This window comes from Mycobacterium sp. RTGN6 (assembly GCF_033804605.1).
Lineage (GTDB): Bacteria > Actinomycetota > Actinomycetes > Mycobacteriales > Mycobacteriaceae > Mycobacterium.
Genome location: NZ_JAPZKZ010000010.1, coordinates 197,032 through 211,349, shown reverse-complemented (window position 1 = coordinate 211,349; position 14,318 = coordinate 197,032). Strand labels below are relative to the sequence as shown.

Sequence of the window (14,318 nt, the reverse complement as noted above, 5' to 3'; positions counted from 1 at the left end):
GAGACGGCGGACGCGCATGTCGAAGATCAAGGTCGAAGGCACGGTAGTCGAACTCGACGGCGACGAGATGACTCGCATCATCTGGAAGCTGATCAAGGAGACCTTGATCCAACCGTATCTCGACGTGAACCTCGACTACTACGACCTCGGCATCGAGCATCGAGACGCGACCGACGATCAGGTCACCGTCGACGCCGCCAACGCCATCAAGAAGCACCACGTCGGCGTCAAGTGCGCCACCATCACGCCCGACGAGGCGCGGGTCAAGGAATTTGGGCTCAAGCAGATGTGGTTGTCGCCCAATGGCACCATCCGAAACATCCTGGGCGGCACCATCTTCCGCGCACCGATCGTCATCGAGAACGTGCCGCGACTGGTGCCAGGCTGGACGAAGCCGATCATCATCGGCCGTCACGCCTTCGGCGACCAGTACCGCGCCTTCAACGCCAAGGTCGAGCAGGGCGGCACGTTCACGGTGACGTTCACCCCGTCCGACGGTAGCGAGCCGATGGTGCACGACGTCGTCGAGATCCCCGAAGACGGCGGCGTCATCATGGGGATGTACAACTTCAAGAAGTCGATCCAGGACTTCGCCCGTTCGTCGTTCAAGTATGGGCTGCAACAGAATTACCCGGTCTACCTGTCGACCAAGAACACCATCCTCAAGGGCTATGACGGGATGTTCAAGGACGAGTTTCAGCGCATCTTCGACGAGGAGTTCAAAGAGGACTTCGACGCCAAGGGGCTGACCTACGAGCACCGGCTGATCGACGACATGGTGGCCTCCTGCCTGAAGTGGGAGGGCGGCTACGTCTGGGCATGCAAGAACTACGACGGCGACGTCCAATCCGACACCGTCGCACAGGGTTACGGCTCACTGGGGCTGATGACCTCGGTGCTGATGACACCGGACGGCCAGACCGTCGAGGCCGAGGCCGCGCACGGCACCGTCACCCGCCACTACCGGCAGCACCAGGCGGGCAAGCCGACGTCGACCAACCCGATCGCCTCGATCTTCGCGTGGACGCGTGGGCTCGAGCACCGCGGCAAGCTCGACAACACACCGGCGGTCATCGAATTCGCGGAGACGCTCGAGGACGTGGTGATCGGCACCGTCGAGGGTGGGCACATGACCAAGGACCTCGCGCTGCTCATCGGCCCCGACCAGCCGTGGGAGACCAGCGAGGAGTACCTCGGCACCATTGCCGACCATCTCAAGCGGGCGCTGAACTAGCCCGCTCGGGTTCGGTGTGGGCGTCGACGAAGTCGGTGATGAGCTCGGTGATGATGCCAGGCGCCTCCAGCATCGGGATGTGGCCGAGCCCGTCGAGCCTGGTGACCGTGGCGCTGGGCGGCAGGTTGTCGATGAAGTAGCGGTTGCCCCGCGGGGTGGGGAAGACCCGGTCCCGTTCGCACAGCACCAGCTGGGTCGGTGCGGCGACGCTGGCGAGTTCCAGCAGCCCGGGCAGTCGTAGTGTCTTGATCAGCATTTGCCAGTACGCCGTGCAGTGGGTGGCGTCGTCGACGAGGTTGAGCAGGTCGGGGTGGCTCGGGCCGTCGGCGGGGCCGCTGACGGGCAGCGTCGCCAACCGGCGGGCGAACGGCAGGTCGATGATGCGGGGCCCGAGCAGGCGCGCGGCCATCAGCGCGGGCCCGCCGAGCAGGAACTTCAGCACCGTCTCGTACTTCGTCGCCGAATGCGGCCCCCAGCCGCCGGCCGGGGCGATGGCCGTCAACGTCCGCGCCCGGCCGCGTCGCTCCAGTTCGAAGGCCACCCAGCCGCCCAGTGAATTGCCGACGACGTGCGCGGTCTGCCACCCGAGGTCGTCCATGCGCCGCTCGACGTCGTCCACCAGCGCTGCGGTTTCGAGGAACCAGGACCCGGCCCTGCGCCCGCCGCGGTGGCCGATCATCGTCGGTGCGAGCACCTCGAAGCGGCCGGTGTCGGCGAGCTGGCCTGCGACCGTGTTCCACACGTTCTGCGAGCACAAGAATGGGTGTAGCAAGAGAATTGGCGCTCCGGAGCCTTCGTGGATCGGGTCGCGTTCGGGCATGGGGCCGACCCTAGGGTGATACCGCCGGTACCGCAAGGAAGCCGTGTCGGAGGCAGGCGACATGATTTTCTGCGCCGTCATCAAATGTTGACGCTGCGGAGCGGAAGGTGCCTCCGATGGAGGCGCCGAGTCGGGACCCCGCGCGGCTGTTCGTGTCGTAGGTGGGGGACATGATTTTGTGCGCCGTCATCAAATGTTGACGCTGCGGAGCGGAAGGTGCTTCCCATGGAGGCGAAGGAACCGTGGTGGGCTTCTGACCCGGTGCTTGCGGCGAAGCGCCGGGAGGCTTTGGAGGAGATCGAGCAAGCGCAGCCGCGGCCACCCCTACCGACTGGGCCCGATCCCGTCTTCGTCGAGGTTGCCAGTGGTGCGAGCCGGCGAGAACTGGCCGAAGCCCGCGACGACCTCGACCGCGCCCGACTACGGTATGCGGACGCCATCCGGGCCGCCCGCGTCGCCGGATATTCCTGGGGCGAGATCGGCCGCGTGCTCGGTGTCCCGAAGCAGTCGCTGCACCGCCGCTTCGGCGACCTCGGTTAGGGTCGGCCGGTGATCGTGAGCACCATCAACGTCAACGGTATCCGCGCCGCCGTCAGGCAGCGATCAACCGAGAATCTCGGCCTACTGGCCTGGCTGAAGGAAACCACGGCCGACGTGGTGTGCCTGCAGGAGACGCGCGCCGACGACGAGCAGCTGGCCGACGCCCTCACGCCGGCACTGGCGGACGGCTGGCACCTCGCCTCGGCCGACCCACACCTCAAGGGCCGCAACGGCGTTGCCGTGCTGAGCCGGCATCCGATCACGCGTGTGCTGATCGGGCCCACTTCACACACTTCGGCCGGGGCCGGTGACGAGTTCGCCTCGCACGGACGCTATCTCGAGGTGGATACGGGCGACCTCACGGTCGCGAGCGTGTACTTCCCGACCGGTGAAGCTGAGACCGACCGCCAGTTGGAGAAGGAGCGGTTCATGGCGGCCGTGGCCGCGCGGATGGCGGTGCTACGGCAAGACGGGCGTGACGCCGTCGTGTGCGGGGACTGGAACATCGGGCACACCGAGCTGGACATCAAGGCGTGGAAGGCCAACCGGAAGAAGGCCGGCTTCCTGCCCAGCGAACGGCAGTGGCTCACCGACCTGCTCGCCACCGGCTGGGTGGACGTCGTCCGTGTTATGCACCCCGACGTGCCCGGCCCGTACAGCTGGTGGTCGTGGCGGGGCAAGGCCTTCGACAACGACGCGGGGTGGCGCATCGACTATCAGTTGGCCACCGCGCCGTTGGCGGCTCGCGTGTTGTCGGCCCGCGTCGAACGGGCCGACGCCTACGCGCTGCGGTGGTCGGATCACGCGCCGGTGACGGTGGAGTACGCCTGAGCCCAGTCGGGTCGACGACCGAGGTGGCGCAGGATCCGGTCCAGGTCGTCACCGGTCGCCGGCTGGATTGCAGGACCGAACGGCACCTCGTCGAGCGCGCGGAACTCCCCGTCGGGTACGGCGAGCGCGAGCGGCAAGGCCGCGCCGACGACGTCGGCCGGCAGAACGTACGGGACACCTAGTGCCGCGGCGACGTCCCAACCGTGGACCACGTAGTCGATGAAGTGAAAGCCCATCGCGATGGCGCCGGGGAACGTGGCGCCAGGCCCGAACTCGGGAAGCGCGAACGACGCGTCGGGCGCGGCGTCGTCGGCGAAGGCCTCCAGCACGTCGCGGGCGGCGTCGGCGTACGTCGTGGCTGGGTCGGTCCTGACCGCGTCGATCACGGATTCGGGCCGCCACAGTTCGGCGTCTGCCCCGTAACCCCTTGCGGCCATGGCGAACCCGTGGTGTTGGACGGTCATGTGAGCGAGTAGATCGGCCAGGGTCCAGCCAGCGCAGGGGGTCGGCGCGTCGAGCTCGGCGGGGCGGACGGCGGCGACGAGCTCGATGGAGTTCAGCACGGCGGTGCGATGGAAGGGGCGGATGTCGGGGGTATCGGTAGGCATACGCATATCGTAAGCGACTACATACGATATGGCAACGCCTAGCATGTTGCGATGCCTACGACGCCACGGCGCGACGACCTCGCGGCGATGCTGACCCCGCTGCTGAGAGACCTGGTGGCCGCGGAACTGCCGGTGCTGGCCGCCCACGACCTGACCATGTGGGGGTACGTCGTGTTGCTCGCCCTCGACCGCTCGCCTGTGCGCACTCAGGCCGCGCTCGCTGAGGCGATCGGCGCCGACAAGACGCGCATCATCGGCACGCTCGACGAGCTTCAGCAGCGGGGGCACATCGAGCGTCACCCCGATCCCGACGACCGCCGCGTGCGACTGCTCGCCATCACCGACGCCGGCCGTGCGGCCAAGGACGCCGCACAGGCGGAGATCCAACGCGGCGAGGAGCGCCGGCTGGCACAGCTGTCCGCCGACGAGCGTCGGGTGTTCCTGCGGGTGCTGGAGCGGTTGACCCGCGAAGAAACCGGATGACGCCAATGGGAGGATCGAAGTCATCATGAGCACTGAGATCAACGGCACGAAGACGCAGGTCGTCTTCTCCGGCGTGCAGCCCACGTCCGACTCCCTTCACCTCGGCAACGCGTTGGGGGCGGTCAGCCAGTGGGTCGGGCTCCAAGACGGCTACGACGCGTACTTCTGCGTCGTCGACCTGCACGCCATCACGCTGCCTCAGGACCCCGCCACACTGCGGCGCCGCACGCTGGTCACCGCGGCGCAGTACCTGGCGCTGGGCATCGACCCGGCCCGGTCCACCGTCTTCGTGCAAAGCCACGTGCCCGCCCACGCCGAATTGAGTTGGGTGCTGGGCTGTTTCACCGGCTTCGGGCAGGCGTCGCGGATGACGCAGTTCAAGGACAAGTCGCAGAAGGAGGGTGCCGAGGCGACGACGGTCGGGCTCTTCACGTACCCCGTACTGCAGGCCGCCGACGTGTTGCTCTACGACGCCGACCTGGTTCCCGTCGGCGAGGACCAGCGTCAGCACCTCGAACTGGCCCGCGACGTCGCGCAGCGGTTCAACGCCCGCTTCCCGGACACGTTCGTCGTGCCCGACGTGTTGATTCCCAAGGCCACCGCCAAGATCTACGACCTCCAGGACCCGACCGCGAAGATGAGCAAGTCCGCCGCCACCGAGGCCGGGCTGATCAGCCTGCTCGACGATCCGGCGAAGACGGCCAAGAAGATCCGTTCGGCGGTCACCGACAGTGAGCGCGAAATCCGCTTCGACCAGGTGAATAAGGCCGGCGTGTCGAATCTGCTGACCATTCAGTCGGCGGTCACCGGAACCGACATCGACAAGCTCGTCGAGGGCTACGTGGGGCGCGGCTACGGCGACCTGAAGAAGGACACCGCCGATGCCGTCGTGGAGTTCGTCACCCCGATCAAGACCAGGGTCGACGAACTGCTGGCCGATCCGGCCGAACTGACCGCGGTGTTGGCGGCGGGGGCGCAGCGGGCAACCGGGGTGGCTGCGACGACGTTGCAGCGGGTGTACGACCGATTAGGGTTTCTGCACAGTGCCCGCTAGGAGAGTCTGGGCCCGCTGAACGCTCAGGAGGCTGGGATGACCGAACCGGCCAAACCAGGCGTGATGGACCGGCTGCGCACCAGGTTTCCCTTGTTCGACCGCATCATGCGGGCACAGGATCGCTACAACTTAAGCAAGGGCGACTTCTACGCCGCGGGCATCACCTACTTCACGATCTTCGCGTTATTCCCCTTGCTGATGGTCGGATTCGCGGCGGGTGGCTTCGTCCTGGCGAGTAGGCCCGAGCTGCTCGCGGACATCGAGGAGAAGATCAAGGGTGCCGTGTCCGGCGATCTCGGCCAGCAACTGATCGGCCTGATGGACTCGGCCATCGACTCCAGGACCTCGGTCGGCATCATCGGCCTGGCCGCCGCCGCGTGGGCGGGCCTGGGCTGGATGGCCAACCTGCGCGAGGCGCTCAGCCAGATGTGGGGCCACCAGCGCGGCGAGCCACCAGGATTCGTGACGAAGAAGCTGTCGGATCTGATCGCGCTGCTGTCGGCGTTCGGCGCCATCATCGTCACGATCGCGCTGACGGCGCTGGGCAACGGCTCCGTGATGCGAGCCGTGCTCGGCTGGATCGGCATCCCCGACTTTCCCGCCTTGGGCATGCTGTTGCGGGTCGCCTCCTACGTGGTGGCCCTCGGCATCTCCTGGCTGCTCTTCACGTGGATCATCGCGCGGCTGCCGAGGGAATCCGTGAGCCTGCGCAGCGCCGCCCGCGCGGGACTGCTCGCGGCGGTCGCCTTCGAGATCTTCAAACAGGTGGCGTCGATCTACCTGAAGACGGTGCTGACCGGCCCGGCAGGCGCGACGTTCGGACCGGTGCTCGGCCTGATGGTGTTCGCGTACATCACCGCTCGGCTGATCCTGTTCGCGACGGCGTGGGCGGCGACGTCCGCTGACACCCTGGAGAGGGTGCCCGTCGCCCCGCCGGCACCGGCGGTGATCACCACCCGTGTCGAGGTCTCCAACGGGTTGGGCGTGGGTGGTGCGCTCGCTGCCGTCGCGGTCGGTGCCGTTGGTGCGCTTGGGCTTTCGCGACTCTGGCGGCGTTAGCGAGCGACTGTGGCAGTGATGTCACCATCCGCCGATCCACCCCTCGAATATCGCCTCGGGTTCTTCGTCGGGCCGCTCTGAGTGCCCGACGAGGAAGTCGAAATCGCATCCTTGGTCGGCCTGCAGCACTCGCTCGACGTACATGGCGGTGTATCCCCGCACGTGCCGAGTCGGCGTCGGCACCAACTCCGCTCGCCGCGCGGACAATTCGGCGTCCGAGAGCAACACGTCGAGCCTGCCCGCGTGGGCGTCGAGTGCGATGGCGTCACCGTCCCGAACCAGCGCCAGCGGGCCGCCAACCGCCGATTCCGGGCTGACGTGCAGAACGCACGTCCCGTAGGCGGTTCCACTCATTCGGGCGTCGGAGACGCGGACCATGTCAGTGACGCCTTGCTTCAGCAGCTTGCTGGGTATCGGCAGCTGGCCCCACTCGGGCATGCCTGGGGCACCGCGCGGGCCGGCAGATCGGAGCACCAGGACGGAATCCGGCGTCACGTCGAGGTCGGGGTCGTCGAACCTCTTCATCATGTCTCGCATGTCCTCGAAGACGACCGCGGGGCCCTGATGGACCAGCAATTTGGGGCTGGCGGCGCTGCACTTGATCACCGCGCCGTTGGGGGCGAGGTTGCCGCGTACCACCGCCAGGCCCTGCGGCAGCTGGAACGGCTCGCTCAACGAGGCGATGACGGACGTGTCGGTCGCCGGGGCGGTCGGCATGTTGTCGGCGACGGTCTTGCCCGTGACGGTCACGACATCGGTGTGCAGCAGCGGCTCGACTGCCTTCATGACGGCCGGTATTCCGCCGGCGTGGAAGACTTGCTCGACGAGATGCTGGCCGGCTGGCCGCACGTTGACCAACAACGGCGTGCGCGCGGAGAGCTCGTGGAAGCGTGCCAGCGACAACGGAACTCCTACGCGGCCGGCGATGGCCAGCAGGTGCACGATCGCGTTGGTCGACCCGCCGACCGCCAGCATCAGGGTGATGGCGTTGTCGAACGCCTCGCGAGTGAGCACCTGGGACGGCCGGAGCCGCTCGATGGCCAATCCGACGGCCCGCGCGCCACACTCCTCGGCGACCTGGAGCCGGCGTGAGTCCATCGCGGGCACCGCCGCCGTTCCTGGCAGCGTCATGCCGAGTCCTTCGACCAGAGTGGCCATCGTCGAGGCGGTCCCCATCTCCGGGCAGTGTCCTCGCGACGGCCCTGCGGCAGCCTCGAGTCGCTCGTAGTCGGCCATCGACCTCCGGCCGGCCCGGACGTCGTCGATGTACTCCCAGAGGTCGGTTCCCACCCCGAGCTGCTTACCCTCGAAGACTGCCGGGGCGGCGGCGCCGCCGGTCAGGACGATGGCGGGAACGTCTGCGCTGGCCGCTCCCATGAGCTGTGCGGGAACCGTCTTGTCGCATCCGCCGAGGAGGACGACGGAATCGAAGGGGTAGGCGCGGATGGACTCTTCGACGTCCATTGCCATGAGGTTGCGAAACAACATGGTGGTCGGCTTCATCAGCTGTTCGCCGAGCGAGATGGTCGGAAACTCAAGCGGGAATCCGCCTGCCGCCAGCACCCCTCGGCGCACCGAGTCGGCCAGGCCACGAAAGTGCATGTTGCAGTTGACGACCTCCGACCAAGAGTTGCATATCCCGACGATCGGTCGGCCGTCGAACGCCATCCGCGAGAAGCCGGACGCCCGCATCGCCGATCGATGCACGAAACCGGGAACATCGCTTCCCGCAAACCATTTGGCACTTCTCAGACCGTTGGATGATGGCATCACCGCTGCTCCTTCTTGAACTTCGGGCCGAGCCGGTGCTTATCGGACGCGGGCGGCGTACGCGGTGATCTTGCGCAGCGCGGGCTGTCGGGCCGCCCGGTAGCCGACCCAGCGCCCAGCCTTGGTGGACATCAGGGCGCCCAACAGCCGCTGCTGCCAGGGTGGTCTGCGAGGGCCTGCCCCGATGCCGGTCGCGCTCGTCGGCGCGGCGATGCCTTCGGTGTCGGTGAGGGCGACCTTGGCGGCGTTGTGACCATTGGCTCCCATCACCCCGCCGCCAGGATGGGTGCCGGATCCGCAGAGGTAGTAATTGCGCACCGGGGTGCGGTAATTCGACAACTCCGGAATCGGGCGCGCCCCGAACAGCTGGTCCAGCATCATCGCGCCGTGAAAGATGTTCCCGTCGGTGATCAGGTACTCGTTGGCCAAGTCGTCGGGGGTGATGATCGCTCGGTCGAGGATGTGGTCGCGCAGATTGGGTGCGTAGGTGAACAACTCCTCGAGCACCAGGTCGGCCCACTTCTCCTTCTCCACGGCCCAGGTGGTCCCGGTGAGTTCGGACGGGAGTTGCTGGATCCCCAGGGTCATCGTGTGCAGTCCCTTCGGCGCGAGCGAGTCGTCGGTCACCGACTGCGTAACCGCCTCGATGACGAAGGTGCTCGGGAACGTCCCGCGGCGTTGCGCTTCGTAGGCCTCCTCGAAAGCCTCCCGGCTGGGGCCCAGCAGTTGATGGCCGTGGTGCTGCGGCCCGGCCTTGGCATCGGGGAACGGAAGGTACTGCGGCAGTTCGTCGATCAGGAGATGGATCCTGGCCATCGAGCCGCGGGTGTCGATGTTCTCGACGTCGTGGACGAGTTTGGCCGGGAGCACTCCTGGTTCGATCAGCCGCAGCAGCGATCGCTTGGGGTCGGCGTTGGAGAACACCTGTGCGGCCGTGATGACGGAGCCATCGTGCAGGCGTACCCCGGTCGCCACACCTCGTTCGACGACCACCTTGTCGACGGGAGTCGACGTGCGGATCGTGGCGCCGTAGTGGCGGGCGCCGGCGGCGAGCGCCTCGGTGATGGCGCCCATTCCGCCGCGGGCCAGGCCGAACTGCCCGAAGTTGCCGTTGAACTCTCCCCAGGAGTGGTGGCCGTAGGTGTAGGCCGTGCCAGGCGAGGATGGGCCACCGAAGATCGACACCATCCCAAAGAACGTCAGCATGCTCTTGAGTCGTTCGTCTTCGAAATACCGGTCGAGCAGATCGCGCACCGAGAGCAGCGTGAACTCGTTGAAGAGCGTCTGCTCGCCCGCTGCCTCGAAGGCGGCGATGACCTCAGAGCGCTCCGGCGGGGAAGTCAGCAGATACGGAGTGACCAGTCCGGCAAAGCGTTGCAGCCGCACCCCGAAGTCGAGGAAGGACTGGGCGTCGTTCTTGTTGAGCTTCTCCAACTCGCGGAGCGTACGGTCGGTCTCCTTCCACATCGTGAAGGATGTCCCGTCGCGGAAGAGGCTGAAGGACAGCGCATCACCCTGGTACAGCTCGAGGCCGAACCGTGCCAGCTCGAGTTCGGTGATGATTTCCGGCCGCAGCAGCCCCGCGATGAACGCGCACGACGACCACTTCGTACCGGGGATCAATTCCTCTGTCACGCAAGCGCCGCCCACCACGGGGCGAGCCTCGAGCACCAGCACTCGTTTCCCGGCGCGCGCCAGATAGTTCGCCGTGACCAAGCCGTTGTGGCCAGCTCCGATCACGATGGCGTCGTAGTCCTGCTTCGTCGACATGTCAGAGCTCCTGGTGCAGTGGTGATTTGCGGGTGAGCAGCGTCGATACGCTGCCGGGTTCGACGAGTTCGTCGAACCTCTCGACGACGGCTTTGAGCTCCGGTGCTGCGTCGCGGACTCGTTCCCACTCCGGCCACGACGTGACCGTCATGACCTCGACGACGTCGACACCGGCGGAGCCGACTCGATCGACGAGGAAGACGTCGAATCCCAACACGACGTCGAAGGCCAGGCACCTCGGCCGATCGAGTTCGACCGAGAAGCTCTCGAAGTCGGCAATGCTGACCCCGGCCCGGAGGCGGAACGTGTTCACCGCGCTGACGGCCATGTCAGGCGCTCTCGCGGTTGATCATCACGTGCTTGATCCCGGTGTACTCCTCGAGCGCGTAGACGGACATGTCCTTGCCGTTACCCGACTGTTTGAACCCGCCGTGCGGCATCTCGGGTGTGACGGGCAGATGGTCGTTGATCCACACGGTGCCGAACTGCAGTTCGCTCGACGCGGTCATGGCCCGCGCCAGATCGTTGGTGAAAACTGAAGCCGCGAGACCGTATTCGGTGTCATTGGCCCAGCCGATGACGTCGTCGTTGTCACCGAACTTCGTCACCGACGTGACCGGTCCGAACACCTCGGTCCGGACGATCTCGTCGTCCTGCCGTGCGCCGACGACCACGGTGGGGGCGGTGTAGAAACCGGTGCCGGGGTTATCGCCTTGAATCAGCTCGGTGTGACCGGTGGCCTTGGCGCGGGCCACGAATCCCTCGACCCGATCGCGGTGGGCGGCCGTGATCACCGGGCCCATCGTGGTGTTCTCGTCGGCGATGTCTCCGAGATTGAGTTCCTTGACCGCCTTTTCGATACCCGAGACCAGGTCGTCGTGTACGGCATCGTGGACGTAGAGCCGGGACGCAGCCATACAGTCCTGGCCGGAGTTGCAGAACGCGCCCTCCATGATCTTGCCGACCGCGAGCGAGACGTCGGCGTCGGAGTACACCAACACCGGTGCCTTGCCGCCGAGTTCGAGGTGCAGGCGCTTGAGGTTGGAGTCGGCCGAGGCTCGCATCAGCGCACGTCCGGTGTCGACCGAACCGGTCAACGACGACATCCGTACCGTCGGGTGCGAGACCAGCCTGGCGCCGACGTGCTCGCCGTCGCCGGTGACGACGTTGAACACCCCGGCGGGGAACAGGTCTTGCGCGAGTTCGGCGAGTCGAAGCAGGGAAAAGGGCGTGTGCTCAGAGGGCTTGAGTACCAGGGTGTTCCCGGTCAGCAGCGCAGGGGAGATCTTCCAGATCGCCATCAGAAGCGGGTAGTTCCACGGCGCCACCGAGCCGACGACACCGAGTGGATCGCGGCGGATGATGCTCGTTTTGCCGCGGACGAACTCTGCTGCCGCGCGCCCTTCCATGGTGCGGGCGCCACCGGCGAAGAACCGGAGATGATCGGGGATCATCTCCATTTCCTCCAGCGCCAGCCCGATCGGCTTGCCGACGTTTTGCGATTCGATCTCGGCGAGGGTGCGCTGGTCATCCTCGATCCGGTCGGCGAGTCGCAGGAATGCCCGTGCCCGTTCGCCGACGGGAGTCCTTGCCCAGTCGGGGAATGCGGCGTGCGCGGCGGCCACGGCGCGATCGACGTCGGCGACGGTCCCGTGTGCGATCTCGGCGAAGGTCTGCCCGGTCGTCGGGGCGGGTACCTGGTCGACCGCGCCGTCGGACGCTTCGGTCCAGCTGCCGTCGATGAACATCTTGCTGTGGAAGGTCATGCTCAACTCCAATTTCAGTGTTTGGCAGGGGTATTCAATGAACGGCGTTGCCGGCGTTGGCGGCCGTGGTCAGGAGTGCGCGCACCGCGTCCTTCGGAATCGGTTGTTGGGCAATGGACATGTGCACCATCAAGCCTTCGATCACGACGTCGATGAGGCGTGCGGTGGCACGGTCGAAGTGTTGAGCCAGGGCGTCTTCCGCGCGCTCCATCCATTCCTGGGTGATGCGCTTGTTGTCAGCCCTGCGCACCGCGTCGCCGTACAGTTCGTAGGTCACGGCGAGTTCGTTCGGATGAGCGGCGAGATCGTCGGTGATCGCCAGCACGATGCACTCGATGAGATCCGCTCCGGGTTCGCACGCCGCCAACCGTTCCTCGAAGCGAGTCGCCAACCTGTCGACGTGCGTCTGGAACGCGAGTTGGACGATGTCGTCCAGCGTCGCAAAGTGATACGTGATCGAGCCGAGTGGGACGTCGGCCGCTTCGCCGATCGCACGATGCGTGATGCCTGCGACGCCGTCGCGGGCAAGCACCACGAGCGCCGATTCCACGATGCGCTCCTTTCTCTCGGGATCGTGACGACGTGCCCGTCGCGGAGCGGATGTCATCGCTCACCTTCCGTTAGGAACGTTTGTACGTATCGATACGTACAAACGTACCTAACGGACCGCACGCCTGCTGGCTTTCAGCGAAGCAGGCCTACACCGCTTCGGGTGCCGGCTCGGCCAACTCTCGCTCGTTGAGCGCCTCGCCGACGAGTGCGTACCGCGCCGGGGCGAATAACCGCAGGTAGCCGCCGTATGCCGCTCCGGCCAGGAGTGCGACGAACACCAGCGAGAGCATGAGCACCGCCGTCGCGCCGTGCACGCCCAGGAGCACGTCCAGGCTGTTCAACGTCAACACGAAGAAGCCGCCGAGGCCGATCACGGCAAGGATCGGCGCGATGACGGTGTTCCACGTGCGCTTGTCGACGTCCGACTTGCGGAAGAAGACGAAGATCGCCACCCCCGCAACGAGCTGCGAGAGGATCACGCCGATCGTGCCGATGCCCGTCGCCCAGGTAAACAACGTCGCGAAGGGATCCTGATCGAATAGGGCGAACAGTGCGATGACGACCCCGACCATGACGCTCTGCACCACCGACGCGACCCACGGTGTCTGGCGGCGCGCCAGCGTCCAGCCGAGCGGCTTCCACACAAGCCCCTGCCTGCCGAGCGAGAACATGTACCTGGCGACGTTGTTGTGGAAGGTGACGATGGCCGCGAACGTCGCGGTGACGATCAGGATCTGGAAGATCAGCGAGATGTTGTGCCCGATGATCGTGTCGCTCGCAACGAAGATGAAGTTGCCACCGGTTTCATTGGCGATCCCGACGACCTTGTCCAGGCCGAGCGCATTCATGATGAGCCAGCCCGACACCGCGTAGAGAATGCCCATGAAGGCGATGGACAGGTACGTCGCGCGGGGAATGGTCCGTGCGGGGTCTCGCGCTTCCTCGCCGTAGATCGCCGAGCCTTCGAAACCGATGAACGACGCGTGGGCGAACATCAGCGCAACGCCCAGCGCGCCGCCGAGCACGACGCTGGGGCTAAACGGCTGCAGCGAGAAGTCCGATACGGGGACGTTGTCGCCGGACAGACTGAAGACGCTGAGCACCGTGATCATCGTGACTTCCAGCGTCATGAACACGCCGAGCACTTTGGCTCCGGAGTGCACGCCCTGTACGCCGAGCCCGAGGCACAGCACCAGACCGACGAACGCGTAAGCCCACCAAGGGATGTCGACGCCCAGTCTCGGATTGAGCAGCTCGGATGCGTAGTAGCCGAACCCGCCGTACAGGCCGGCCTGAATCGCGTTGTAGGCGAAGATCGCGAGCGAGGCCGAGCCGAGTCCGGCGATACGGCCGAGTCCGAGTGTGACGTAGGCGTAGAACGCGCCCGCATTGGTCACATGGCGACTCATGGCGACGTAGCCGACCGCGAAGATCATCAGCACGACCGCTGCGATCACGAACGCGCCCGGCATGCCGATGCCGTTGCCGGCGCCGATGATGATCGGGTACAACGCCACCACGACCGTCAGCGGCGATGCGGCGGCGATGATGTAGAAGAAGATGCTCGGCACGCCGAGGCTGTTCTCCTTGAGCCCGTGGTTGCGCCGCCCGCCGGGCGGGGAACCGCCGGCTGGTGGGGACGGCGGCGCCTCTATCGGCCGTCGCGGTGGCTGCAGGGACTTGGTGACGTTCTCCATAGTCGTTCATCTCTCGTGAATTGGGGCGGCTAACGATCCGTGGTGGGCCAACCTTTCGTCCTCCTGCTCGGCAGGAGTGTCTGCGAACTGAGGCTGGGTGAGGGGAGTGACTCACCTCCTCATGTCGAGCGCGT

14 protein-coding genes are annotated in these 14,318 nt (G+C 66.3%); 6 read left to right on the top strand and 8 right to left on the bottom strand.

The annotated features are described in order from the left end of the window. Positions 1-16 precede the first annotated feature (16 nt). Positions 17-1,234 carry an NADP-dependent isocitrate dehydrogenase gene (locus SLQ33_RS24280; protein ID WP_319456439.1) on the top strand — a complete coding sequence of 406 codons (1,218 nt, stop codon included), beginning with the start codon at positions 17-19 and terminating at the stop codon, positions 1,232-1,234. On the opposite strand, the gene SLQ33_RS24275 is transcribed toward SLQ33_RS24280, so the two are convergent. Next, entirely contained in the window at positions 1,215-2,054 is an 840-nt protein-coding gene (locus tag SLQ33_RS24275) for an alpha/beta hydrolase (RefSeq protein ID WP_319456438.1), read from the bottom strand. The two genes, SLQ33_RS24280 and SLQ33_RS24275, sit on opposite strands and share 20 nt — an antisense overlap. A 225-nt stretch (positions 2,055-2,279) precedes the next feature. Here SLQ33_RS24275 and SLQ33_RS24270 point away from each other — a divergent pair, with 225 nt between their 5' ends. Together SLQ33_RS24270 and SLQ33_RS24265 are read left to right on the top strand one after the other, a co-directional pair. After that, complete coding sequence (locus tag SLQ33_RS24270; RefSeq protein WP_319456437.1) at positions 2,280-2,594, top strand: hypothetical protein; 315 nt, start codon at positions 2,280-2,282, stop codon at positions 2,592-2,594. 9 nt (positions 2,595-2,603) lie between these two features. Then, complete coding sequence (locus SLQ33_RS24265) at positions 2,604-3,425, top strand: exodeoxyribonuclease III (RefSeq protein ID WP_319456436.1); 822 nt, start codon at positions 2,604-2,606, stop codon at positions 3,423-3,425. On the opposite strand, the gene SLQ33_RS24260 is transcribed toward SLQ33_RS24265, so the two are convergent. Continuing rightward, complete coding sequence (locus SLQ33_RS24260; RefSeq protein ID WP_413467737.1) at positions 3,395-4,033, bottom strand: TIGR03086 family metal-binding protein; 639 nt, start codon at positions 4,031-4,033, stop codon at positions 3,395-3,397. The two genes, SLQ33_RS24265 and SLQ33_RS24260, sit on opposite strands and share 31 nt — an antisense overlap. A 51-nt stretch (positions 4,034-4,084) precedes the next feature. Here SLQ33_RS24260 and SLQ33_RS24255 point away from each other — a divergent pair, with 51 nt between their 5' ends. Genes SLQ33_RS24255 through yhjD form a run of 3 tightly spaced genes read left to right on the top strand, consistent with a single transcriptional unit; the run spans position 4,085 to position 6,629 of the window. Continuing rightward, the gene (locus tag SLQ33_RS24255; protein ID WP_319456434.1) at positions 4,085-4,516 is read left to right on the top strand and encodes a MarR family transcriptional regulator; all 432 of its coding nucleotides are present in this window, start codon (positions 4,085-4,087) and stop codon (positions 4,514-4,516) included. A gap of 25 nt (positions 4,517-4,541) precedes the next feature. Then, positions 4,542-5,570 (top strand): tryptophan--tRNA ligase, encoded by a 1,029-nt coding sequence (trpS, locus tag SLQ33_RS24250; RefSeq protein ID WP_319456433.1) that lies wholly within the window; start codon positions 4,542-4,544, stop codon positions 5,568-5,570. A 36-nt stretch (positions 5,571-5,606) separates the two neighbouring features. Beyond that, positions 5,607-6,629 carry an inner membrane protein YhjD gene (yhjD, locus tag SLQ33_RS24245; RefSeq protein WP_319456432.1) on the top strand — a complete coding sequence of 341 codons (1,023 nt, stop codon included), beginning with the start codon at positions 5,607-5,609 and terminating at the stop codon, positions 6,627-6,629. 21 nt (positions 6,630-6,650) lie between these two features. On the opposite strand, the gene SLQ33_RS24240 is transcribed toward yhjD, so the two are convergent. From SLQ33_RS24240 to SLQ33_RS24215, 6 genes are all read right to left on the bottom strand, one after another. Beyond that, positions 6,651-8,399, bottom strand: a complete 1,749-nt coding sequence (locus SLQ33_RS24240) for a dihydroxy-acid dehydratase (protein ID WP_319456431.1) — start codon at positions 8,397-8,399, stop codon at positions 6,651-6,653. A gap of 39 nt (positions 8,400-8,438) precedes the next feature. Then, complete coding sequence (locus SLQ33_RS24235) at positions 8,439-10,169, bottom strand: NAD(P)/FAD-dependent oxidoreductase (protein ID WP_319456430.1); 1,731 nt, start codon at positions 10,167-10,169, stop codon at positions 8,439-8,441. 1 nt (position 10,170) lies between these two features. Beyond that, positions 10,171-10,497 (bottom strand): hypothetical protein, encoded by a 327-nt coding sequence (locus tag SLQ33_RS24230; protein WP_319456429.1) that lies wholly within the window; start codon positions 10,495-10,497, stop codon positions 10,171-10,173. Between the two features lies 1 nt (position 10,498). Beyond that, complete coding sequence (locus tag SLQ33_RS24225) at positions 10,499-11,935, bottom strand: aminobutyraldehyde dehydrogenase (RefSeq protein WP_319456428.1); 1,437 nt, start codon at positions 11,933-11,935, stop codon at positions 10,499-10,501. A 34-nt stretch (positions 11,936-11,969) separates the two neighbouring features. After that, on the bottom strand, positions 11,970-12,485 hold the full coding sequence (locus SLQ33_RS24220) for a hypothetical protein (RefSeq protein WP_319456427.1): 516 nt from the start codon (positions 12,483-12,485) through the stop codon (positions 11,970-11,972). Between the two features lie 148 nt (positions 12,486-12,633). After that, entirely contained in the window at positions 12,634-14,184 is a 1,551-nt protein-coding gene (locus tag SLQ33_RS24215) for an APC family permease (RefSeq protein ID WP_319456426.1), read from the bottom strand. Positions 14,185-14,318 lie beyond the last annotated feature (134 nt).

What these genes read in the sequence shown, in the direction of transcription:
- SLQ33_RS24280 (WP_319456439.1), top strand. Translation starts at nt 17, where the DNA reads ATGTCGAAGATCAAGGTCGAAGGCACGGTAGTCGAACTCGACGGCGAC.
- SLQ33_RS24275 (WP_319456438.1), bottom strand. Translation starts at nt 2,054, where the DNA reads ATGCCCGAACGCGACCCGATCCACGAAGGCTCCGGAGCGCCAATTCTC.
- SLQ33_RS24270 (WP_319456437.1), top strand. Translation starts at nt 2,280, where the DNA reads ATGGAGGCGAAGGAACCGTGGTGGGCTTCTGACCCGGTGCTTGCGGCG.
- SLQ33_RS24260 (WP_413467737.1), bottom strand. Translation starts at nt 4,033, where the DNA reads ATGCCTACCGATACCCCCGACATCCGCCCCTTCCATCGCACCGCCGTG.
- SLQ33_RS24255 (WP_319456434.1), top strand. Translation starts at nt 4,085, where the DNA reads ATGCCTACGACGCCACGGCGCGACGACCTCGCGGCGATGCTGACCCCG.
- trpS (WP_319456433.1), top strand. Translation starts at nt 4,542, where the DNA reads ATGAGCACTGAGATCAACGGCACGAAGACGCAGGTCGTCTTCTCCGGC.
- yhjD (WP_319456432.1), top strand. Translation starts at nt 5,607, where the DNA reads ATGACCGAACCGGCCAAACCAGGCGTGATGGACCGGCTGCGCACCAGG.
- SLQ33_RS24240 (WP_319456431.1), bottom strand. Translation starts at nt 8,399, where the DNA reads ATGCCATCATCCAACGGTCTGAGAAGTGCCAAATGGTTTGCGGGAAGC.
- SLQ33_RS24235 (WP_319456430.1), bottom strand. Translation starts at nt 10,169, where the DNA reads ATGTCGACGAAGCAGGACTACGACGCCATCGTGATCGGAGCTGGCCAC.
- SLQ33_RS24230 (WP_319456429.1), bottom strand. Translation starts at nt 10,497, where the DNA reads ATGGCCGTCAGCGCGGTGAACACGTTCCGCCTCCGGGCCGGGGTCAGC.
- SLQ33_RS24225 (WP_319456428.1), bottom strand. Translation starts at nt 11,935, where the DNA reads ATGACCTTCCACAGCAAGATGTTCATCGACGGCAGCTGGACCGAAGCG.
- SLQ33_RS24215 (WP_319456426.1), bottom strand. Translation starts at nt 14,184, where the DNA reads ATGGAGAACGTCACCAAGTCCCTGCAGCCACCGCGACGGCCGATAGAG.